This is a genomic window from Streptomyces klenkii (assembly GCF_003626645.1).
Classification (GTDB): Bacteria; Actinomycetota; Actinomycetes; order Streptomycetales; family Streptomycetaceae; genus Streptomyces; species Streptomyces klenkii.
Genome location: NZ_RBAM01000005.1, coordinates 349,834 through 372,160, shown reverse-complemented (window position 1 = coordinate 372,160; position 22,327 = coordinate 349,834). Strand labels below are relative to the sequence as shown.

The following is a 22,327-nucleotide window of genomic DNA, read 5'->3' as shown; positions in this document are numbered from 1 at the left end:
ACGGAAGAAGTGCCCGCCGCAGCGTTGCCGCACCACCGCGGCGAGGGTCCGGCGGAATGTGCCACCGCCGCAACCCGTGCCCCTGCGGGCCGCAACGCGGACACCGCCCGTACGGGCCGCCTCCGGTCGCCGCCCCGCAGGGGCGGCGGCATGCTGGCCGCATGAGTACCCCGCATCCGGGCGGCGGCGGCCCCTCGCACGGCCAGTGGGTGCCGCCCCCTGCCCATGTCCGCAAGGGGCGCCGCAAGTGGCCGTGGGTGCTGCTCGCCGTCGTGCTCCTGCTGGCCGGCGGGTGCGCGGCGCTCGTCATCGGGCTCGACAAGGAGACCGACAAGACGGTCCGGGTGCGGTACGAGGTGACCGGCAGCGCGAAGGGCGTGGCCGTCGCGTACACCACCTGGCAGGGCGGGGCCCTCGTCACGCAGAAGGAGGGGCCCCGGGACCTGCCCTGGCGCAAGGAGCTGGTGACGAAGGACTTCGTGAAGGGCGGCCTGCTGGCGGTCACGACCGGGAAGGGCGGCGGTACGGTCGCCTGCTCGGTGACGGTGAACGACGGCCGGCCGAGGACCGCGACCGCGTCCGGCCCGGACGCGACGGCGACGTGCACGGGGTTTTGAGCGCGGCGGAGTCCTACGGAGCCCGGCGGAGCGCAACGGCTGGAAAGCAAGCAAGCAAGCGAGTAAGCAAGCCCGCCCGCCGCACGGCGTCACGTCACGGCAGCATCGCTATCCCGTCCAGCTCCACCAGCGCTTCCTCGTCCCACAGCCGCACCACCCCGACGACGGCCATGGCCGGGTAGTCCCGCCCGGCCAGCCGCCGCCAGACGGCACCCAGTTCCCGGGCGTGCGCCCGGTAGCCGGCGACATCGGTGGCGTAGACAGTGACGCGCGCGAGGTGCTCCGGCCCGCCGCCCGCGGCGCGGAGCGCGCTGAGCAGATTGCTCAGCGCCCGCTCGAACTGCTCGGGCAGGCCGCCGGGCACGACGCGGCCCGCGGTGTCGAGCGCGGTCTGGCCGGCCAGGAACACCAGCCGTCCGCCGGTGACGGTGACGGCGTGCGAGAAGCCCGCCGGCGGCGAGAGCCCGGGCGGGTTGACCCGGCGCACTTCCCCGTCCCGCCCGTCGTCCCCGCTCACCGGTACAGCTCCTTCGCGATGATCGTGCGCTGGACCTCGCTCGCGCCCTCGTAGATCCGTGGCGCGCGCACTTCCCTGTACAGGTGTTCCAGCAGGTGCCCCCGGCGCAGCGCGCGGGCGCCGTGGAGCTGGACGGCCGCGTCCACCACGTACTGCGCGGTTTCGGTCGCGAAGAGCTTGGCCATGGCCGAGCGGGCCGCGATGCCCGGCTCGCCCGCGTCGTACGCCGCGGCCGCCGCGTACACCAGCAGCGCCGCCGCCTCCGTCCGGGTGGCCATCTCGGCGAGCTGGTGGGAGACGGCTTGCAGGTCCTTCAAGGGGCCGCCGAAGGCCCGCCGCTCCCCGGCGTGGGCGACGGCGGCGGCGAGCGCGGCCCGCGCCATGCCCACGGCGAACGCGCCCACGCTGGGCCGGAAGAGGTCGAGCGTGCGCATGGCGACGCGGAAGCCGCCGCCCGGCACGCCGAGCACGTCGCCCGCGCCGACCGGCACGCCGTCGAACGTCAGCGTGCCGATGGGGTGCGGGCTGAGCATGTCCAGGCCGCGGCCGGACAGTCCCGCGCTGTCGCCCGGCACGAGGAAGGCCGTGACGCCGCGCGACCCCGGCGCCTGTCCCGTACGGGCGAAGACCGTGTACACGTCGGCTTCGGGGGCGTTGGAGATCCACGCCTTCTCGCCCGTCAGGCGCCAGCCGTCCCCGGCGCCGGACGGGTCCGGCTCGGCGCGCAGCTCCAGCGCCGCCGCGTCGGACCCGGCCGCCGGCTCGCTCAGCGCGAACGCGGCCACGGCCCGCCCCGCGATCACCTCCGGCATCCAGCGGGCGCGCTGCCGTGCGCTGCCGGACTGCGCGACGGGGTACGCGCCGAGGCCCTGGAGGGCGAGCGCGGTCTCGGCCTCCGTGCACTCGCGCGCGAGGGACTCCCGCAGCAGGCACAGGTCCATGGCGTGCACGGTGCCGGCAGCTCCCGCAGCCGGCCCTGCCGCCGGCCCCGTAGCCGATCCCGCCGCCGCCCCAGCCGCGGCTCCCTCGGCCGGGAAGAGCCGGGCCAGCAGGCCGAGTTCGCCGAGGGCGGCGACGAGGGGCCGGTTGACGCGGCCCGGCTCGCCCGCCGCCGCGAGCGGGCGCAACTTCTCCGCAGCGAGGGTGCGCAAGTCCTCGCTCCAGGCTCGCTGTTGCGGGTCGAGGGCGAACGGGGTGGCCATGGGCGGCCCTTTCTGCTCGCTGAGGCTGGTCTGTCCCTGCTTCTCTGCTCTTGCGTACCTATCGCGCCCTATCGCGCTCTGTTGACTGCCGTCACCAAGTCGCTACGCTGACAGCGGATCCGTACAGCTGGCAAGACCCCCGTTCACCTCCATGTCACCGGCGCGAGGGGGCGCACAGCGATGGAGCTTCAGCCCTCGGTCCATGCCGACACCTTCCCGCGCGACCACCTCCCGCCCGCCGGCCAGTGGCCCGATCTCCTCCTCGGCCCGCGGGACGGCGTCCTCCCGGCCTACCCGGACCGGCTCAACTGCGGTGCGGAGCTGCTCGACGCCACCATCGCCCGGCTGGGCCCGGACCGCCCCGCCGTGCACGACGGTCACGGCGGCCTCTGGACGTACGGGCAACTCGCCGCGCACGTCGCCCGGATCGCCCGCACCCTCACCGACGACCTCGGCGTCGTCCCCGGCAACCGCGTCCTGCTGCGCGGCCCCACCAGTCCCTGGCTCGCGGCCTGCTGGCTCGCCGTGATGAAGGCCGGGGCCGTGGCCGTCACCGTGCTGGCCGCCCAGCGCCCGCACGAACTCGCCACGATCTGCGAACTCGCCCGCATCCGGCACGCCTTGTGCGACGCCCGCTCGCTCGACGGCCTCCACGACATCCGGCCGGCACAGGGCCAGGGCCTCCGCGTCACCCCCTTCGGCGGCGACACCCCCGGCGACCTGCTGCGCCTGGCCGCGGACAAACCCTCATCGTATGCGGCCGCCGACACCGCCGCGGACGACGTCGCCCTCATCGCCTTCACCTCCGGCACCACCGGACGCCCCAAGGGCTGCATGCACTTCCACCGCGACGTGCTCGCCATAGCCGACACCTTCTCCGCCCACGTCCTGCGGCCCGGCCCCGGCGACGTGTTCGCCGGCAGCCCGCCCCTGGGCTTCACCTTCGGCCTCGGCGGCCTCGTCGTCTTCCCGCTCCGCGCGGGCGCCGCCACCCTCCTCACCGACTGGCGCGGCCCGGAACAGCTCCTCGCCGACATCCGGCGCCACCGCGTCTCCGTGCTCTTCACCGCCCCCACCGCCTACCGCTCGATGCTGGAGCGGCTGGAGGAACGACCCGCCGCACAGGACCCGCACACCCTTCCCACCCCGCTCGCCCCGTACGACATCTCCTCGCTCCGCCGCTGCGTCTCCGCCGGCGAACACCTCCCCGCGGCCCTCTGGGACGCCTGGCGCCGGGCCACCGGGCTGCGCGTCATCAACGGCATCGGCGCCACCGAAATGCTGCACATCTTCATCTCCGCCGCCGACGACGCGATCCGCCCCGGCACCACCGGCCTGCCCGTCCCCGGCTACGAGGCGCGGATCCTCGGCCCCGACGGCCGCCCCCTCCCGGACGGCGAACCCGGGCTGCTCGCCGTGCGCGGCCCCACCGGCTGCCGCTACCTCGCCGACGACCGGCAGCGCGACTACGTGCGCGACGGCTGGAACCTCACCGGCGACACGTACGTCCGTGAGACCACGGGCCACTACCGTTACGTCGCCCGCGCCGACGACATGATCATCTCTGCCGGGTACAACATCGCGGGGCCCGAGGTCGAGGAGGCCCTGCTGCGCCACCCCGACGTCCTGGAGGCGGCCGTCGTCGGGCGCCCCGACGAGCGGCGCGGCGAGATCGTCGTCGCCTTCGTCGTGCTGCGGGACGGCGTGCCGGCGACGGCGGAAACGGTGGCGGAGCTGCGGGAGTTCACCAAAAAGGAGATCGTTCCCTACAAGTGCCCTCGCGAGATCGAGTTCCTGCCCGCCCTGCCCCGTACGCCCACCGGCAAGTTGCAGCGATTCCGGCTGCGTGACGGCTCTTGACGGAGCTTTACAGTTTCCCCGTGACTGACCAGCAACCACTCCCTCCTCTCCACACTCCTCGGTCCCTCATCGTCACGTTCTACGGCGCGTACGGCCGCGGCGGCGCCCGCCACGCGCCCGGCCGCCCCGTGCCGATCGCGGCCCTGATCCGGTTGCTGGGTGCCGTCGGCGTGGACTCGCCCTCGGTGCGGTCGGCCGTCTCGCGCCTGAAACGGCGCGGGCTGCTCGTCGCGGGCCGCACGGCCGGCGGCGCCGCGGGGTACGGGCTCTCGGACGCCGCCCGGCAGCTGCTCGACGACGGCGACCGGCGCATCTACGGCCGCGTCCCCGCGCGGACGGCCGGCGGCTGGCTGCTGGCGGTCTTCTCCGTGCCCGAGGAGGAGCGGCACAAGCGGCACCTCCTGCGCTCCCGGCTCGCGCGGCTCGGCTTCGGCACGGCGGCGCCGGGGGTGTGGATCGCCCCGGCGCACGTGCACGACGAGACGCGGCACACGCTCCAGCGGCTCGGGCTCGCCCCGTACGTCGACCTGTTCAAGGGCTCCCACCTCGGCTTCGAACCGACCGCGGAGGCGGTGGGCCGCTGGTGGGACCTCGACGCCCTGGCCGCGCAGCACCGCGCGTTCCTGACCGCGCACGAGCCGGTGCTGCGGCGGTGGGCGCGGCGGCGGGTGGTGCCGCCGCGCGAGGCGTACCGGGACTACCTCCTCGCCCTGGACTCCTGGCGCCACCTCCCGTACGCGGACCCGGGCCTCCCGGGAGGCCTGCTGCCGGACGACTGGCCGGGGGCACGCTCGGCACGCGTCTTCGCCGCGTTGCACACCCGCCTCCGGGAGGCGGGGGCGCGCTTCGTGGCGGGGGAGCTGGCGTAGGGGGAGGAGCGGATCACGCCCCTCGCCCCGTCGGTGGGCGGCGGCTGCCCGCCCGGTACGGCGCGGCCCACACCGCCCCCGGGCCCGTGTACTCCTGTTCCGCTGCCGCGTGCAGCGTCCAGTGGGGGTCGTACAGGTGCGGGCGCCCGAGCGCGCAGAGGTCGGCGCGGCCGGCCAGGATGAGCGAGTTGACGTCGTCCCAGGACGAGATCGCGCCGACGGCGATCACGGGGATGCCCACCTCGTGGCGGATGCGGTCCGCGAACGGCGTCTGGTACGAGCGGCCGAACGCGGGCCGCTCGTCGGCGACGACCTGGCCGGTCGAGACGTCGAGCGCGTCCGCGCCGTGGCCGGCGAAGGCGCGGGCGACGGCCACGGCGTCCTCGGCCGTCGTGCCGCCGTCGGCCCAGTCCGTGGCGGAGACGCGCACGGTCATGGGCCGGTCGGCGGGCCACGCGGCCCGTACCGCGTCGAACACCTCCAGCGGGTAGCGCAGACGGCCCTCCAGCCCGCCCCCGTACGCGTCGTCGCGGTGGTTCGTCAGCGGGGAGAGGAAGCCGGACAGCAGGTAGCCGTGCGCGCAGTGGAGTTCCAGGAGGTCGAACCCGGCGCGGGCGGCGGCCTCCGCCGACCGTACGAACTCATCCCGTATGGAGGTCATTTCGGCCACCGACAAGGCGTGCGGGGTCTGGTTGACGCCGGGCCGGTACGGGAGTGCCGACGGGGCGACGACCGGCCAGTTGCCGTCCGGGAGCGGCTGATCGATGCCCTCCCACATCCGCCGCGTGGAGCCCTTGCGCCCCGCGTGTCCCAGCTGGAGGCCGATCGCCGTGCCGGGCGCCTGGTCGTGGACGAAGCCGGTGATGCGGCTCCAGGCCCGCTCGTGCTCGGGCGCGTACATGCCGGAGCAGCCGGGCGTGATCCGGCCCCGCTCGCTGACGCACACCATTTCGGCCATGACGAGGCCCGCCCCGCCCAGGGCGCGCGCGCCGAGGTGGACGAGGTGGAAGTCGCCGGGGGTGCCGTCGACGGCGGAGTACATGTCCATGGGGGAGACCACGACGCGGTTGCGCAGGGTCAGGCCGCGCAGCCGGAAGGGGGTGAACATGGGCGGCGTGCCGGGCGGCACGCCGGCCTCGTCCTCGACGGAGGCGACGAAGCCCGGGTCGCGCAGCCGCAGGTTGCCGTGGGTGACGCGGCGGCTGCGGGTGAGCAGGTTGAAGGCGAACCGGCGGGGCGGCTGGTCCGCGTGCACGGCGAGGTCCTCGAACCACTCCAGGCTCGCGCGGGCGGCGCGCTGCGTGGAGGCGACGGCCGGGCGCCGCTCGGCTTCGTAGGCGGCGAGCGCGCCGGGAACGTCCGGGTGCCGCTCCAGGGCCTGCGCGAGCGCGAGGGCGTCCTCGACGGCGAGCTTGGTGCCGGATCCGATGGAGAAGTGCGCGGTGTGGGCGGCGTCGCCGAGCAGGACCGTACGGCCGTGGTGCCAGCGTTCGTTGACGACCGTGCGGAAGGCCGTCCAGGCGGAGAGGTTGGAGCGCAGGGGGCGCCCGCCGAGGGCGTCGGCGAAGTACTTGCCGCAGGCTGCGAGCGTGCCCTCTTCGTCGCAGCGGTCGAGGCCCGCGCGGCGCCAGACCTCCTCGCGCATCTCGACGATGACGGTGCTGGCGTCGTGCCGGTACGGGTAGCCGTGCAGCTGCATCAGACCGTGCTCGGTCTCGGCGATCTCGAAGCGGAAGGCGTCGAAGGCGAAGTCGGCGGAGAGCCAGATGTAGCGGCAGCGGTGCGTGGTGAGGACGGGCCGGAAGTGGTCCGCGTGGGCCTCGCGGGTGCGGCTGTGGACGCCGTCGGCGGCGATGACGAGGTCGTGGGTGCGGGCCAGCTCGGCGGCGGGCGGCGCCTCCGTGCGGAAGCGGAGGCGGACGCCGAGGCCGTGGCAGCGCTCGTGGAGGATCTCCAGGAGCCGGCGGCGGCCGAGGGCGGCGAAGCCGTGGCCGCCGGAGCGCAGGGTGGTGCCGCGGTGGACGACGTCGATGTCGTCCCAGCGGACGAACTCGCGGCACAGGGCGGCGTGGACGTCCGCGTCGGCGCTCTCGATGCCGCCGAGGGTCTCGTCGGAGAGGACGACGCCGAAGCCGAAGGTGTCGTCGGGGGCGTTGCGCTCCCAGAGGGTGACCTCGCGCTCCGGGGCGAGACGTTTCAGCAGGGCCGCGGCGTAGAGGCCGCCGGGACCGCCGCCGATGACGGCGACACGTGCGGCGGTGATCCCCGCCCCGGTGGGTGCCGCAGCCCCGGCGGGCGTCACCGTCCCCGCCACTTCGGCGGCCGCTTCTCGCTGAAGGCGGCGTGGAACTCGGCGTAGTCGGCGCTGTTCATCAGCAGCGCCTGGGTGGCGGCGTCGAGCTCGACGGCGGCGGCGAGCGGCATGTCGAGCTCGGCGGTGAGCAGGGCCTTCGTCTGGGCGTGCGCGAGGGCGGGCCCCTCGGCGAGGCGGCGGGCGAGGGACTGCGCCGCGTCGGCCGCCTGCCCCTCCTCCGACATCACGCTGATCAGGCCGATGCGTTCCGCCTCTGCGGCGCGTACGGGCTCGCCGAGCATCAGCAGCCGCGTCGCGTGGCCGAGGCCGACGACGCGGGGGAGGAGGTAGGCGGCGCCCATGTCCCCGCCGGAGAGGCCGACCCGGGTGAAGAGGAACGCGAAGCGGGCCGTCGGGTCGGCGACGCGGAAGTCGGCGGCGAGCGCGAGCACGGCGCCGGCGCCCGCGGCGACCCCGTGGACGGCGGCGACCACGGGGAACGGGCACTCGCGCAGGGCCCGTACGGTCTGGCCGGTCATCCGGTTGAAGTCGAGGAGCTGTCCGGTGTCCATGGCCAGCGTCGCGCCGATGATCTCGTCGACGTCGCCGCCGGAGCAGAAGCCGCGGCCCTCGCCGCCGAGCACGAGCGCGCGCACGGAGCCGTCGCGGGCCAGCTCGGGCAGCAGGTCGCGCAGGTCGGCGTAGGCGCCGAAGGTGAGGGCGTTGAGCTTGTCCGGGCGGGCGAGGGTGACGGTGGCTACGCCTGAATCGATATTCAGGCGTAGGTGCCGCCAGTCCTGGGTCATACCGGCTGAACCGGTGAACGGACTCGTGACTCCGCCCTCCTCAATCGTGAGGGGGCTTCCCCCTCAGCCTGGTCAGCTGAGGCGCGGTCAAGCCCTGACCGCTGCTCGAAAGCAGGCCACAAGTCTATAAGCCGGTTGGGTCAAGTGGCCGCCTACGTATCGAAGTTAACACCAAAGAGTGACGGTCGTCATGGGGGCGCGATACGTAAGCGACGGTTTCCCCTAGCCGGCCAGCGTGGCGACCATCACCGCCTTGATCGTGTGCATCCGGTTCTCCGCCTGGTCGAAGACGATCGAGTGCGGCGACTCGAAGACCTCGTCGGTGACCTCCAGGGAGGTCAGCCCGTGCCGCTCGTGGATCTCGCGGGCGACGCTCGTCTCCAGGTCGTGGAAGGCCGGCAGGCAGTGCAGGAACTTCACCGCCGGGTTGCCGGTGGCGCGCAGCACGTCCATGGTCACGGCGTACGGCCCGAGCAGCGCGATCCGGGCGTCCCACACCTCCTTGGGCTCGCCCATCGACACCCACACGTCGGTGGCGATGAAGTCGGCGCTCTTCACGCCCTCGGCGATGTCCTCCGTGAGCTTGATCGTCGCCCCGCTCACCTCGGCGAGGAGCCGCGCCTGCGCGATGACCTCGGGGGCGGGCCACAGCTCCTCCGGTGCCACGATGCGCACGTCCATGCCGAGGAGAGCGCCCGTGATGAGGTAGGAGTTGCCCATGTTGTAACGGGCGTCGCCGAGGTAGGCGAAGGTGACGTGGTCCAGGGACTTGGCCGTGTGCTCGGACATGGTGAGGACGTCGGCGAGCATCTGCGTGGGGTGCCATTCGTCCGACAGGCCGTTGTAGACGGGCACCCCCGCGTGCGCGGCGAGCTCCTCGACCACCTCCTGCCCGTGCCCCCGGTACTCGATGGCGTCGAACATCCGGCCGAGCACCCGGGCGGTGTCCCGCACCGACTCCTTGTGCCCGATCTGCGAGCCCGCCGGGTCGAGGAAGGTCGTACGGGCCCCCTGGTCGCCCGCCGCCACCTCGAAGGCGCAGCGGGTCCGGGTCGAGGTCTTCTCGAAGACGAGGGCGATGTGGCGGCCGAGGAGCCGCTGCTCCTCGGTGCCGGTCTGCCGGGCGGCCTTGAGCTCGGCGGCGAGCTCGACGAGGCTGTGGAACTCCTCGGCGGTGAAGTCCGTCTCCTTGAGGAAGTGACGGCCCTTGAGGTCTGTCGCCATGGGGTGGGACTCCTAGCTTGCTCGCGGGATGCTCACGACTACGGAAAAGTGGAACTATACGAACATCCGTATTGCTATGCAATCAGGTGTGCGACGCATCTCAGGTCCACGCTCTCAGATCTCAGGTCTCGGACTCACGCTCTCAGGTCGCAGGCTCGCGCTCCCGGATCCCGGGTCCACGCCCTCAGACCGCGTCCCGCTCGATCGGGCAGCTCATGCACCGCGGACCGCCCCGCCCCCGCCCCAGCTCGCTGCCCGGGATGGTGATCACCTCGATGCCGTTCTTCCGCAGGTGCGTGTTGGTCGTCGCGTTCCGCTCGTAGGCGACCACCACGCCCGGCTCGATGGCCAGCACGTTGCAGCCGTCGTCCCACTGCTCCCGCTCCGCCGCGTGCACGTCCTGCGTCGCGGTCAGCACCCGCACCGAGTCCAGGCCCAGCGCGGCGGCGATCGCGCGGTGCATGTGCTCCGGCGGGTGGTCGGTGACCTTGAGCTCGCGCTCGCCCACGCCCGGCTCGATCGTGTACGAACGGAGCATCCCGAGCCCGGCGTACTGCGTGAAGGTGTCCCCGTCCACCATGGTCATCACCGTGTCCAGGTGCATGAACGCGCGCCGCTTGGGCATGTCCAGCGCCACGATGGTCCGGGCCGAGCCGGCGGCGAAGAGCCGGTGGGCGAGCATCTCCACGGCCTGCGGAGTGGTCCGCTCGCTCATGCCGATCAGCACGGCACCCTCGCCGATCACGAGCACGTCGCCGCCCTCGATCGTCGACGGATAGGCCGCCTGCCCCTCCGACCAGACGTGGAAGCCGCCGTCCGAGAACAGCGGGTGGTAGCGGTACAGGGCCTCGTAGTGCACGGTCTCGTGCCAACGCGCGGGCCAGCGCATCGCGTTGACGCACACGCCGTCGTAGATCCAGGCGGAGGTGTCCCGGGTGAACAGGTGGTTGGGCAGCGGGTTGATCAGGAAGTCGTCCAGCTCCATGGCGTGGAAGCGCACCGAGACCGGCTCGCTGTGCCCCTCCAGGAACTCCCGCTTGGTCATCCCGCCGACCAGCCACTCGCCCAGCTGCGCCGCCGGCATCCGTGCGAACGCGGCCCGCAGGTGGCCCGTGGCCAGCGGCCCGTACTCCTTCTCGTCGAAGACCCGGTCCAGCACGAGCTCCCGCGCCTCCGGCACCGTCAGGCTCTCCTCCAGCAGGTCCTGGAAGAAGTGCACCTCGACCCCGCGCTCGCGCAGCACGTCCGCGAACCCGTCGTGCTCGGCGCGCGCCCTGCGCACCCACAGCACGTCGTCGAAGAGCAGAGCGTCCTTGTTGGAGGGCGTGAGCCGCTTCAGTTCCAGGCCGGGGCGGTGCAGTATGACGCGGCGCAGCCGCCCGGCCTCGGAATCGACATGGAATCCCATGCCACCATCCTGGCCCCGATCACCCGCGATGGTCCGGTTCACCACGACGAAACGTCCAACCGGCCGCCGCCGGGGCCGGGGCCCCGGCGGCGGGGGTCTCAGATGTCCCGGAAGATCTCGATCTGGGCGCCGATGGAGTTGAGGCGTTCGGCGAGGTCCTCGTAACCGCGGTTGATGACATACACGTTGCGGAGCACCGACGTGCCCTCGGCGGCCATCATGGCCAGGAGGACGACCACGGCGGGGCGCAGGGCCGGCGGGCACATCATCTCCGCCGAGCGCCAGCGCGTGGGGCCCTCGACGAGGACGCGGTGCGGGTCGAGGAGCTTGACGTCGGCGCCGAGGCGGTTGAGGTCGGTGAGGTAGATGGCGCGGTTGTCGTAGACCCAGTCGTGGATGAGGGTCTGGCCCTGGGCGGTCGCGGCGATGGCCGCGAAGAACGGCACGTTGTCGATGTTGAGGCCGGGGAACGGCATCGGGTGGATCTTGTCGATCGGCGCCCGCAGCTTGGAGGGGCGCACGGTCAGGTCGAGCAGGCGCGTGCGGCCGTTGTTCGCCGGGTACTCGGGGCTGCGCTCGTGGTCGAGGCCCATCTCCTCCAGGACGGCGAGCTCGATCTCCAGGAACTCCACCGGTACCCGCCGGATGGTCAGTTCGGACTCGGTGACGACGGCGGCGGCCAGCAGGCTCATGGCCTCGACCGGGTCCTCGGAGGGCGCGTAGTCCACGTCGCGGTCGATGGTGGCGACGCCGTGCACGGTGAGGGTGGTGGTGCCGATGCCCTCGACGCGGACGCCGAGCTCCTCCAGGAAGAAGCAGAGGTCCTGGACCATGTAGTTCGAACTGGCGTTCCGGATGACGGTGACGCCGTCGTGCCGGGCGGCCGCCAGGAGGGCGTTCTCGGTCACGGTGTCGCCGCGCTCGGTCAGCACAATCGCCCGGGTGGGTGCGACCGAACGGTCGACCTGAGCGTGGTACGTGCCGTCCGTCGCCGTGACCTCCAGGCCGAAGTGGCGCAGGGCCGTCATGTGCGGCTGGACGGTGCGGGTGCCGAGGTCGCAGCCGCCCGCGTACGGGATCTTGAAGTGCTCCATGCGGTGCAGGAGCGGGCCGAGGAACATGATGACGCTGCGCGTGCGGCGGGCGGCCTCGGTGTCCATCGCGGCCAGGTCGAGCTCCGCGGGCGGCACGATCTCCAGGTCGTTGCCGTCGTTGATCCAGCGGGTGCGGACGCCGATGCTGCCCAGCACCTCCAGGATCCGGTAGACCTCCTCGATCCGGGCGACCCTGCGCAGGGTGGTGCGGCCCGCGTTGAGGAGCGTCGCGCACAGCAGGGCGACACACGCGTTCTTGCTGGTCTTGACGTCGATCGAGCCGGAGAGCCGGCGGCCGCCGACCACCCTGAGGTGCATGGGGCCGGCGTAACCGAGGGAGACGATTTCGCTGTCCAGCGCCTCACCGATGCGGGCGATCATATCAAGGCTGATGTTCTGATTTCCTCGCTCAATGCGGTTCACGGCGCTCTGGCTGGTGCCGAGGGCTTCCGCGAGCTGCGACTGAGTCCAGCCTCGGTGCTGCCGGGCGTCACGGATCAGCTTGCCGATACGGGCGAGGTATGCGTCGGTCATGCCGTAGACGTTATCTCAGATATGAGATTTCATCCGCATGGCGGTTCTGGCCATTGGTTGTTCTATTACGATGCGTACAACTCGGAGGTGCCACGGAGGTGCCATGCCTGTGTCCCCGCCGCCCGCGCGCGGCCTGCGCGCGCCCCTCGTCGTGGCCGCCGCCCATCTGCTGGCCTGCGCCGCCTTCCTGGCGGCCTTTCTCGCCCGCCGTGACGCCCTGCCCGACCCCGTCGCCACCCACTTCTCCGGTTCCGGCGGCGCCGACGGCTTCACGACCCTCGGCGCCTTCCCGTACGAGATGCTCGGCATGCTCCTCGTCATGGCGCTGCTCTGTACGGGCCTCGTGACGGGCTTCCTGTACGCGACGCGCGCCCACCGGAGGCTCGTCGGCCTCGGCTGCGGCCTCGCGGGGCTCCTCGGCGCGGTGGCCGTGTCCGTCGTCGTGAGCAACGCCGGGGCGGAGACGGCCGACGCGGTGCGGCTCGGCCCGGGGGCGCTCGGCGTCGCCGTGGCGGCCGCCGCCGTGGCCGCGGGCCTCGGCGTACCGGCCGGCGGGCGCCGCCCCGCTGAGCCGCGGGCGAAGCCGGACGCCGCCGTGGAACCCGCACCCCGCTTCGTGCTCCGCGAGGGCGAGAGCGTGCTCTGGACCCGCAGGGCCGGGTCGCGCCCCATGCTCGTCGGCGGCGGGTCGCTCCTGGCGGCCGGCGCCGTCCTGATCCCGCTCGCCGGCTGGGCCGCGGGCCTGGGGCTGGCGCTCGGGGGAGTGGTGCTGTGCGCCTGCTTCGCCGTCCGCGTCACCGTCGACCGGCACGGCCTCACCGTGAACGTGCTCGGCCTGCCCCGCCCCCGCGTCCGCATCCCCCTCGACCGGATCGCGGAGGCCGGCCACCGCGACGTCGAACCGCTGCGCGACCTCGGCGGCTGGGGCTACCGCGCCGTCCCCGGCCGCAGCGGCTTCGCCCTGCGCTCCGGCCCCGCGGTGGTGGTCCGCCTGACGACCGGCAGCGAGTTCGTCGTCACCGTCGACGACGCCGCCACGGCCGCCGCGCTCCTCGACGCCCTGGCCGAACGCGACCGTACGACGGCCGGGTCCGCGACCGACACCACGGCTGGAGGCTGAGATGCTCGTCCGCCTCGACCACGGCTCCCCGGTCCCGCTCGGCGATCAGATCGCCGCCGCCGTGCGCGGCGCCATAGCCGACGCCGCCGTCCTCCCGGGCGAGCGCCTCCCCGCCGCCCGCGCCCTCGCCGACTCCCTCGGCGTCAACGTCCACACGGTCCTCCGCGGCTACCAGCGCCTCCGCGAGGAGGGCCTCATCGAACTCCGCCGCGGCCGCGGCGCCGTGGTCACCCCCGACCCGGCCGCCCCCGGCCGCGCCCGCCTGACGGACGGCGTCCGAGCCCTGGTGGCCGACGCCCGCGCCCTGGGCGTCTCGGACGAGGAGCTGGTGAATCTCGTACGGGGCGGGCTGGCGGGGCGGTAGCGACGTTAGGAGCGGAACTCCGAGGTATCCAGGTCGAAGTTGAAGGGGTCCGGGAGGCGTAGCGGCTTACCGAAGGAGTGGGGGCCGTCCACCTGCTGGTAGCCGATTTCTCCTGGCTGACTGAAGAGGGTGCATGTGTGGTCCTGGCGGTCCACCAAGAGGTAGAGGGGGGCACCGAATTCCGCGTAACGACGACGCTTGACGATTCGATCGGTGTCTCCGTTGGAGTCGGACGTCACTTCGACGATGAGCAGAGTCTGATCGGGGAGCAGGGCTCCAGCGCCCTTTGTCAGCTCTTTCGGGACCACAGCGACATCAGGGACATACCAGTTCGGCGTGCCAGGTAGGTCCAGGTCTCCGGCCCCTGAGATGCAGCCCAGCCTGCGCACCACAGGGTCGATCTGCCTGCGGATGGAATCGCCGAGGGATTCGTGATCCCAGCTCGGTGACATCAACGTGATGACCCCCTCCACGATCTGCACTCGATCCCCTTCGAGGTGCTGGATCGCATACTTCAGCGCGGTTTCGGGGTCGTCGGCTGCGTAAGAGTGGGGCTGTGCGCTCATCGGTCCTCCCGCGGACATCGTGACTGCAGCATGACGACTGTCCAAGGTCTACGGCAATCAGTGCCGCCGCCCCGCCCGTTCGGCCCAACGCTCACTCGTACTGGTGAACTAGGTCCGGATGTGTCTCGAAAGCCACCCCCCGCCATGATCGAACGCGCGGAGCGTCTCCGGCAGTCGGGGTTCCGCGCCACCGGAATGGCCGTACGGGTCCCGAGCGCTCCATCCGGGCCCCGGGCGACCCGGTGCGCCCCGCGTCAGGTGTCCGCGTCCCGTGCGCACGGTGCCCCGCCCGCCGCCGGAAGCGCGGCGCGGGCCCGGGGCCCGGCCCGGGGCCGTGCAGGTCAGCCCGTCAGGACATGACCGTTCCCCCGCGATGTACTAGAGTTATCTCGACATCGAGATATCTACCGAGAGGCGTACCGCTGTCGCGCCAGTAAGGCTTGCCTAACTAAGGCACACCTTATCGGATCGGCGGGACCGCGGGGCGGCAGGATGGCCGCAGTACGCGAATTCATGCATGAAGGAGACTGTCGTGTCGGCGAACAGCTTCGACGCCCGCAGCACGCTGCAGGTGGGCGACGAGTCGTACGAAATCTTCCGGCTGGACAAGGTCGAGGGCTCGGCGCGCCTGCCCTACAGCCTGAAGGTGCTGCTGGAGAACCTGCTCCGCACGGAGGACGGCGCGAACATCACCGCCGATCACATCCGCGCGCTGGGCAGCTGGGACTCGCAGGCCCAGCCCAGCCAGGAGATCCAGTTCACGCCGGCCCGCGTGATCATGCAGGACTTCACCGGCGTCCCCTGCGTCGTCGACCTCGCCACCATGCGTGAGGCCGTCAAGGAGCTCGGCGGCGACCCGGCGAAGGTCAACCCGCTGTCCCCGGCCGAGCTGGTCATCGACCACTCCGTCATCGCCGACAAGTTCGGCACGAAGGACGCCTTCGGCCAGAACGTCGAGCTGGAGTACGGCCGCAACAAGGAGCGCTACCAGTTCCTGCGCTGGGGCCAGACCGCCTTCGACGACTTCAAGGTCGTCCCCCCGGGCACCGGCATCGTCCACCAGGTGAACATCGAGCACCTGGCCCGTACGGTCATGGTCCGTAACGGCCAGGCCTACCCCGACACGCTCGTCGGCACCGACTCGCACACCACCATGGTCAACGGCCTCGGCGTGCTGGGCTGGGGCGTCGGCGGCATCGAGGCCGAGGCCGCGATGCTCGGCCAGCCGGTCTCCATGCTCATCCCGCGCGTCGTCGGCTTCAAGCTGACCGGCGAGCTCCCGGCCGGCACCACCGCCACCGACCTCGTCCTCACGATCACCGAGATGCTGCGCAAGCACGGCGTCGTCGGCAAGTTCGTCGAGTTCTACGGCGAGGGCGTCGCGGCCACGAGCCTCGCCAACCGCGCCACCATCGGCAACATGTCGCCCGAGTTCGGCTCCACCGCCGCGATCTTCCCGATCGACGGCGAGACCCTGAACTACCTCAAGCTCACCGGCCGCAGCGAGCAGCAGGTCGCGCTCGTCGAGGCGTACGCCAAGGAGCAGGGCCTCTGGCTGGACCCGGCCGCCGAGCCGGACTTCTCCGAGAAGCTGGAGCTCGACCTGTCGACGGTCGTCCCCTCCATCGCCGGCCCGAAGCGCCCGCAGGACCGCATCGTCCTGGCGAACGCCGCCGCGCAGTTCGCGCAGGACGTCCGCAACTACGTGGACACCACCGACGAGGCGGGCAAGGAGTCCTTCCCGGCCTCCGACGCCCCGGCCAACACGCCGAACGGCGCTCCGTCGAAGCCGGTCACCGTGACCGCCCCCGACGGCACCACGTACGAGATCGACCACGGCGCCGTCACCGTCGCCGCGATCACCTCCTGCACCAACACCTCGAACCCGTACGTGATGGTGGCCGCGGCCCTCGTCGCGAAGAAGGCGGTCGAGAAGGGCCTGACCCGCAAGCCGTGGGTCAAGACCACCCTCGCCCCGGGCTCGAAGGTCGTCACCGACTACTTCGACAAGGCGGGCCTGACCCCGTACCTCGACAAGGTCGGCTTCAACCTCGTCGGCTACGGCTGCACCACCTGCATCGGCAACTCCGGCCCGCTGCCGGAGGAGGTCTCCAAGGCGGTCAACGACCACGACCTCGCGGTCACGTCCGTCCTGTCGGGCAACCGCAACTTCGAGGGTCGCATCAACCCCGACGTCAAGATGAACTACCTGGCCTCCCCGCCGCTGGTCGTCGCGTACGCCCTCGCGGGCTCCATGAAGGTGGACATCACGCGCGACGCCCTGGGCGCCGACCAGGACGGCAACCCGGTCTTCCTCAAGGACATCTGGCCGACCGAGGCCGAGGTCAACGACGTCGTGGCCAACGCCATCGGCGAGGACATGTTCAACAAGTCCTACCAGGACGTCTTCGCGGGCGACGCCCAGTGGCAGGCCCTGCCGATCCCCACCGGCAACACCTTCGAGTGGGACGGCGAGTCCACCTACGTCCGTAAGCCCCCGTACTTCGAGGGCATGACGATGGAGACCACCCCGGTCACCGACATCGAGGGCGCCCGCGTCCTCGCCAAGCTCGGCGACTCGGTCACCACTGACCACATCTCCCCGGCCGGTGCCATCAAGGCCGACACCCCGGCCGGCAAGTACCTCACCGAGCACGGTGTCGAGCGCCGTGACTTCAACAGCTACGGCTCGCGCCGCGGCAACCACGAGGTCATGATCCGCGGCACGTTCGCCAACATCCGCCTGCGCAACCAGATCGCGCCGGGCACGGAGGGCGGCTTCACCCGCGACTTCACTCAGGCCGACGCGCCGGTGTCGTTCATCTACGACGCCTCGCGCAACTACATCGAGCAGGGCATCCCGCTGGTCGTCCTGGCCGGCAAGGAGTACGGCTCCGGCTCGTCCCGCGACTGGGCCGCCAAGGGCACCGCGCTGCTCGGCGTCAAGGCCGTCATCGCCGAGTCCTACGAGCGCATCCACCGCTCGAACCTCATCGGCATGGGCGTCCTGCCGCTCCAGTTCCCCGAGGGCGCCTCGGCCGAGTCCCTCGGCCTGACCGGCGAGGAGACCTTCTCCTTCGCGGGCGTCACCGAGCTCAACGAGGGCCGCACGCCGCGCACGGTCAAGGTCACCACCGACACCGGTGTCGAGTTCGACGCGGTCGTCCGCATCGACACCCCCGGTGAGGCCGACTACTACCGCAACGGCGGCATCATGCAGTACGTGCTGCGCAACCTGATCCGCAAGTAAGCGGTTCCGGCAACGCAGTTGTAGCGGTTGAAGGCCGCACCCCGTCTCGTACGGGGTGCGGCCTTCGCGCGTTTACGGACGTTTACGGGTGCGGCCTTCGCGCGTCTACAGGGCCTCGCGCGGCACGGGCGTTCGCACGTGCACTCCCGCGGGGCAAATCCCAACTCGTCCGGGTGATCAGGGTGTTGGCGAAGTGTTGGACATTCCGCTCCTGGTTAATCTCCGGCGGGGATCGACGCCGGGACGATGTCGTCCCCCAGGGAGGGAACAACTATGGAATCCGCCGTCACTTTCGGGGAACTCGAACGCCTTTCGGGCGAAGAGCTTCCCCCGCGGCTCGCGCTGTCGAGCGTGCTGTCGGCGGGCACCGACCAGCCGGTCCACCCGGTGATGGTGAAGACCGACCACGGCACGACGGTCGCCTACGCCTGCCAGTACCGGCAGAACGCGGGAAGTCCTCCGCTCCTCGTCTTCCTGGGGCTCGCGTCCCAGGACCCCGGCTACACGACGACGTGCATTCCCGCGGCCATCTCCACCCGATGAGCACTGACCCGTAATCAGCGAATCAGAAAAGGGGAATGGAATGGACAACGCCATCAGCTTCGAGGAGCTCGACAGCGTCGCGGGCGAGCTCCTGCCCGAGCGCACGGTCATGGGCATCCTGGCCACCCCGCTCGCCGGGCCCTACGGGGACGGCGACGGAGGCTCCGGGGCGGGCGCGGGCAGCTCCAGCAGCAGCTCCGCGGCTGCCACGGGCGGCGGCGTGTTCGCCCCGCAGCCGCACGACCACGGCACCGTGGCGCTGTCGGCCTGCCAGTCCACGGCTCGCCCGGGCACCCCGGGTCTGTTCGGCTCGCTCGGTCTGCCGTCCACGGCTCCGAGCAACGAGCTGACCTGCATCCCGGCGGCCGTCTCCAGCCACTGACGTACGCACGCGTGCATCAGGGGAAGGGCCGGACGCGTCCGGCCCTTCCCCGTACTTCCGCCCCCTACGGAGAGCGCTGAATGACACTGCCCGCGCTGGTGGCCGGCACCGAACTGGTCGGAGAGTTCGAGGACTCCGGATACCGCGAACCGCCGCACCTCGTCTGCCGCCCCGACGGGCAGATCGTCCGCCTGCCCCCGCTGCTGTACCAGGTCGCGCGGGCGCTGGACGACGGCCGGCCCGTGGCGGGCGTGGCCGAACAGCTCAGCCGGGAGACCGGGCGGCAGTTCACGGCGGACCACGTCGTCTTCCTCCTCGACAAGAAGCTCGCCCCGCTCGGCATCACGACGTACAGCGACGGCTCCCCGCCCCCGCAGGTGCGCAAGAGCGATCCGTTCCTCGCCTTCCGGTTCCGGCTCGCGGTCGTCCCGGAGCACGTCACCTGGATCCTCTCCGGCGTCTTCGCCTGGCTGTTCCGCCCGGCGCTCGTGGCCGGAACGCTCGCCGCCTTCGTGTGCGGCGAGGCCTGGCTGTGGACGACGCAGGACACGGGCACGGCGCTGCAATCCGTACTGTCGTCGCCCGCCGACGTCCTGCTCGTCGTGGCCCTGGCCATCGCCTCGTGCGTCTTCCACGAACTGGGGCACGGCGCGGCCTGCCGCTACGGAGGCGTCCGGCCCGGCCGGATGGGCTGCGGCATCTACCTGGTGTGGCCCGCGTTCTACACCGACATCACCAACTCGTACCGGCTCGGCCGCCGCGGGCGCATCCGCACGGACCTGGGCGGCGTCTACTTCAACGCGCTCTTCGTGCTCGGCCTGCTGGCGCTGTACGGGGTGAACGGGAGCCCGCTGCTGCTGGTGGCCGTCCTCTCCGTCCACCTGGAGATGATCCAGCAGCTCCTGCCCACGCTGCGGTTCGACGGCTACTACATCATCGCCGACCTGGTCGGCATCCCCGACCTGTTCAAGTACATCGCCCCGATCCTCAAGCGGGTCGTCCTGCGGCGCCCGGAGGACGAGCGGCTCCGCGCGCTCAAGCGACGGCCGCAGATCGTGGTCGCGGCGTGGGTCCTCTTCCTCGTGCCCGCGCTCACGCTGCAACTGGGCTGGGTGCTCGTCAACCTGCCCGACCTGCTGCGGGCCGACTGGCAGACCATCGGGCTGCTCCTGGCGAACGCCGGCTCCTCCCAGTACCAGATCCTCGGCACGGTGACGGCGTGCTTGCAGATCCTGCTGCTCACACTGCCCGTGGCGGGACTGGCGCTGGCCCTGTGGCGGCCGGTGCGTTCGCTCGTCCGCGCCGCCCGGAGCCGGTGACCGGCCCGGAGGGCAGCGCGGACAGTGCGGGAAGCGCGGAGAACCGGGCTCCGTCAGCCGGTCAGTTCGCGGGCGGCGAGGGCGGTGCCTTCGATACGGGCGCGGATCTTGGCGAAGGCGATGTCGCGCGAGGTGGAGGTGTCGTCGGCGAAGGGCGCGAAGCCGCAGTCGTCGCAGGTGCCCAGACGGTCGACGGGCAGGTGACGGGCGGCGGTCAGGACCCGGTCGCGGACCTGCTCGGGGGTCTCGACGCAGGGGTCGATCGGGTCCGTCACCCCGATGAACACACGGGCGTGGCCGGGTAGATGGTCGGCGAGGACGCCGAGGACCTTGTCCGGATCCGGCTCACTGGCCAGCTGGACGTAGAACGCCCCCGCCTTGAGCCGCATCAGGCCGGGCAGAAGGGCGACGTAGTCCACGTCGAGACTGTGCGTGGAATCCTGATCGCCGCCGGGGCAGGTGTGCACGCTGATCCTGGCCCGCTCGGTGGCGGAGAAACGCTCCAGGACACGGTTGTTGAGCGCGATGAAATCCTCCAGCAGGCCCCCTGACGGGTCCAGCTTCAGCGCGAGGCGGGCCTCGGTGAAGTCGAGCTGGACGACGTGGGCCCCGGCGTCCAGGCAGCCGCGGATGTCGGCCTCGGCCCCGGCGGTGAGATCGTCGAGGAACGCCTCGCGGGGATATCCGTCGAGGGGGGCTTGAGGGTAGAGCAGGCTGAGCGCCGAGGGGGCGATCACGGCCTGTTTCACGGGGACGGTCGCGTGCCGGAGGGCGGCGCGCAGATAGCGCTCGGCGTGCACGCCGTAGCGCAGCGGCCCTGCCGTCAGCCGGGGCAGCTGCCGCTGGTGGCCGTCGGCGAAGGGGATGACGACGCCGTCGGGTGCCAGCCGGTCCAGCCCCGCCAGGGGGTACGTGGCGAAGCTGGGCTTGGCCTGCTCGCCGTCGGTGACCACCGGCGAGCCGATCTCCTCCAGGCGGCGGACGGTGTCGCGGACCGCCTCGTCCTGGACGGTGGCGAGTTCGTCGTCGCCGATGCGGCCGGCGGCATGGGCCGCCATGGCCGTGAGCAGCTCGGCGGGACGGGGAATGCTGCCGATGGGCTCGGTGGGAATTGTCGCCGGGGAGAACTCCCCCGTGGGAGAAGTGCTGTACGCCCGGGCCGCTCCTGCGTGAGGCATGTGCCCCACGCAGGCGGCGTACGTCGCTAGTGACGTTACGTCAGAACAGCAGCCCGTACTGGTTCCAGCCGGAGTTGCCGATCTTCACCTTGTAGTCGTACGGCTGGTCCGTGCGGCCCGTGCCGCGGTACAGCCACAGCGCGCCGTCCTTGTCCCGCGCGACGAGGTCGGCTTTGCCGTCCAGGTCGACGTCGCCCGTGCCGACCAGCTTGTTGAACTGGTTCCAGCCACCGCCGATCCGCTGCTTGGTCTCGAACGGCTTCGTGTAGTCGCCCGTGCCCTTGTACAGCCACAGGACGCCGTCCTTGTCGCGGGCGACGATGTCGGCCTTGCCGTCACCGGTGAGGTCGCCGCGGCCGGCGATCTCGGTGAACTGGCCCCAGCCGGGGCCGACCTTCTTGCGGCCGGTGAGGGTGCCGTCCGGGTAGGCGAGGTAGAGCCACAGGACGCCGTCGCGGTCGCGGACGAGGATGTCCGACTCCTTGCCGCCGCCGAGGTTGCCGGGGGACATGAACTGGTCGTACTGGCCCCAGTCGTCCGCCACGATGCTCGGGCTGCCGCCGGCCGGGGCGTAGATGATGTTCTGCGCGTTGTCGCGGACGTACAGCCCGTCGGCGATGCCGTCCCGGTCGTGGTCGACGCGGGCGGCGGAGTTGATCGCGCTCCAGCCGTTGGTGACGAACTCCTTGGGCGTGATGCCGCCCTTGCCGTCGGGCCAGTAGAAGTACAGGTCGTCGTTGTTGACGGCGCTCAGCGGGAGGAACGGGGCCTCGGCGGTGGGGCCGTCGGCCTTGACGCCCTTGCGGGGGGCCGCGAGGCGCGGGGCCTGCGGGGCGACCGCGCCGGACTTCGGGTAGTCGCCGGACTTCGCCTCGCCGCGCAGCGCCTCGGAGCGGTGCTTGAACGAGGTGCCGGCGGGCAGCTTCGCCGCGCGCTCGGCCGCGGTGGCGGCACGCGCGGAAGAAGGGGTCTTGGGGCCGTCGGCCAGGGCGGTGCCGGCGGTGGTGCCGACCAGGGCGGCGGCTATCGCCGCGGTGGCGATGCGCTGCACCGCGCGGGTGCGCGGGCGGCCGGGAAGGTGAGCCACGTGGGTTCTCCAGGAGGGTCTCAGTGAAAAGCGGCGCACCCCTGACAGGGGCACGCCACTGGATCATCGCGATCGTTTCACACTTCCTTTACAG

At 71.9% G+C, this 22,327-nt stretch carries 19 protein-coding genes; 9 read left to right on the top strand and 10 right to left on the bottom strand.

The window, feature by feature from the left end; genetic code table 11:
* The first annotated feature begins 161 nt into the window (after positions 1-161).
* Positions 162-617, top strand: coding sequence for a hypothetical protein (locus tag D7231_RS14750; RefSeq protein ID WP_228774372.1), 456 nt, complete (start codon positions 162-164; stop codon positions 615-617).
* Positions 618-711: 94 nt separating this feature from the next.
* Here D7231_RS14750 and D7231_RS14745 read toward each other — a convergent pair whose 3' ends face one another.
* A complete protein-coding gene (locus tag D7231_RS14745; RefSeq protein ID WP_241999712.1) occupies positions 712-1,134 on the bottom strand; it encodes a RidA family protein in 423 nt (140 codons plus the stop codon).
* Positions 1,131-2,336 (bottom strand): acyl-CoA dehydrogenase family protein, encoded by a 1,206-nt coding sequence (locus D7231_RS14740; RefSeq protein ID WP_120755868.1) that lies wholly within the window; start codon positions 2,334-2,336, stop codon positions 1,131-1,133. Before D7231_RS14740 ends, D7231_RS14745 begins: the two co-directional genes overlap by 4 nt.
* 180 nt (positions 2,337-2,516) lie before the next feature.
* Here D7231_RS14740 and D7231_RS14735 point away from each other — a divergent pair, with 180 nt between their 5' ends.
* Positions 2,517-4,196, top strand: a complete 1,680-nt coding sequence (locus D7231_RS14735; RefSeq protein ID WP_120755867.1) for an AMP-binding protein — start codon at positions 2,517-2,519, stop codon at positions 4,194-4,196.
* 20 nt (positions 4,197-4,216) lie between these two features.
* Positions 4,217-5,065, top strand: a complete 849-nt coding sequence (locus D7231_RS14730) for a PaaX family transcriptional regulator (protein ID WP_120755866.1) — start codon at positions 4,217-4,219, stop codon at positions 5,063-5,065.
* A gap of 13 nt (positions 5,066-5,078) precedes the next feature.
* Here the strand turns inward: D7231_RS14730 and D7231_RS14725 are convergent, their stop codons facing one another.
* The 5 genes from D7231_RS14725 to D7231_RS14705 all read right to left on the bottom strand — a co-directional run bounded on the left by D7231_RS14725 (position 5,079) and on the right by D7231_RS14705 (position 12,424).
* Positions 5,079-7,328 carry a bifunctional salicylyl-CoA 5-hydroxylase/oxidoreductase gene (locus D7231_RS14725; RefSeq protein WP_199739372.1) on the bottom strand — a complete coding sequence of 750 codons (2,250 nt, stop codon included), beginning with the start codon at positions 7,326-7,328 and terminating at the stop codon, positions 5,079-5,081.
* Positions 7,329-7,363: 35 nt separating this feature from the next.
* Entirely contained in the window at positions 7,364-8,164 is an 801-nt protein-coding gene (locus D7231_RS14720; RefSeq protein WP_120755864.1) for an enoyl-CoA hydratase family protein, read from the bottom strand.
* Positions 8,165-8,386: 222 nt separating this feature from the next.
* Positions 8,387-9,388 (bottom strand): ornithine carbamoyltransferase, encoded by a 1,002-nt coding sequence (argF, locus tag D7231_RS14715; protein ID WP_120755863.1) that lies wholly within the window; start codon positions 9,386-9,388, stop codon positions 8,387-8,389.
* 184 nt (positions 9,389-9,572) lie between these two features.
* Complete coding sequence (locus tag D7231_RS14710; protein ID WP_194960269.1) at positions 9,573-10,796, bottom strand: arginine deiminase; 1,224 nt, start codon at positions 10,794-10,796, stop codon at positions 9,573-9,575.
* A gap of 98 nt (positions 10,797-10,894) precedes the next feature.
* On the bottom strand, positions 10,895-12,424 hold the full coding sequence (locus D7231_RS14705) for a helix-turn-helix domain-containing protein (protein ID WP_120755862.1): 1,530 nt from the start codon (positions 12,422-12,424) through the stop codon (positions 10,895-10,897).
* 103 nt (positions 12,425-12,527) lie between these two features.
* On the opposite strand from D7231_RS14705, the gene D7231_RS14700 reads away from it, so the two are divergent.
* Positions 12,528-13,544 (top strand): hypothetical protein, encoded by a 1,017-nt coding sequence (locus tag D7231_RS14700; RefSeq protein ID WP_147449730.1) that lies wholly within the window; start codon positions 12,528-12,530, stop codon positions 13,542-13,544.
* A gap of 1 nt (position 13,545) precedes the next feature.
* Positions 13,546-13,908, top strand: a complete 363-nt coding sequence (locus tag D7231_RS14695) for a GntR family transcriptional regulator (RefSeq protein ID WP_120755860.1) — start codon at positions 13,546-13,548, stop codon at positions 13,906-13,908.
* A 5-nt stretch (positions 13,909-13,913) separates the two neighbouring features.
* Here D7231_RS14695 and D7231_RS14690 read toward each other — a convergent pair whose 3' ends face one another.
* Entirely contained in the window at positions 13,914-14,474 is a 561-nt protein-coding gene (locus tag D7231_RS14690) for a Uma2 family endonuclease (RefSeq protein WP_120755859.1), read from the bottom strand.
* 532 nt (positions 14,475-15,006) lie between these two features.
* Here D7231_RS14690 and acnA point away from each other — a divergent pair.
* The 4 genes from acnA to D7231_RS14670 all read left to right on the top strand — a co-directional run bounded on the left by acnA (position 15,007) and on the right by D7231_RS14670 (position 19,968).
* Complete coding sequence (acnA, locus tag D7231_RS14685; protein WP_120755858.1) at positions 15,007-17,724, top strand: aconitate hydratase AcnA; 2,718 nt, start codon at positions 15,007-15,009, stop codon at positions 17,722-17,724.
* Between the two features lie 273 nt (positions 17,725-17,997).
* Positions 17,998-18,267 carry a hypothetical protein gene (locus tag D7231_RS14680; protein ID WP_120755857.1) on the top strand — a complete coding sequence of 90 codons (270 nt, stop codon included), beginning with the start codon at positions 17,998-18,000 and terminating at the stop codon, positions 18,265-18,267.
* A 40-nt stretch (positions 18,268-18,307) separates the two neighbouring features.
* Positions 18,308-18,649: a hypothetical protein gene (locus D7231_RS14675; protein WP_120755856.1), complete on the top strand. Its 342-nt coding sequence runs from the start codon at positions 18,308-18,310 to the stop codon at positions 18,647-18,649.
* Positions 18,650-18,729: 80 nt separating this feature from the next.
* Positions 18,730-19,968 (top strand): zinc metalloprotease, encoded by a 1,239-nt coding sequence (locus D7231_RS14670; RefSeq protein ID WP_120755855.1) that lies wholly within the window; start codon positions 18,730-18,732, stop codon positions 19,966-19,968.
* Between the two features lie 53 nt (positions 19,969-20,021).
* Here D7231_RS14670 and D7231_RS14665 read toward each other — a convergent pair whose 3' ends face one another.
* Both D7231_RS14665 and D7231_RS14660 read right to left on the bottom strand, forming a co-directional pair.
* Positions 20,022-21,146, bottom strand: a complete 1,125-nt coding sequence (locus D7231_RS14665; RefSeq protein ID WP_120755854.1) for a cobalamin-independent methionine synthase II family protein — start codon at positions 21,144-21,146, stop codon at positions 20,022-20,024.
* Positions 21,147-21,186: 40 nt separating this feature from the next.
* Positions 21,187-22,233: an FG-GAP repeat domain-containing protein gene (locus tag D7231_RS14660; RefSeq protein WP_120755853.1), complete on the bottom strand. Its 1,047-nt coding sequence runs from the start codon at positions 22,231-22,233 to the stop codon at positions 21,187-21,189.
* Positions 22,234-22,327: the final 94 nt, after the last annotated feature.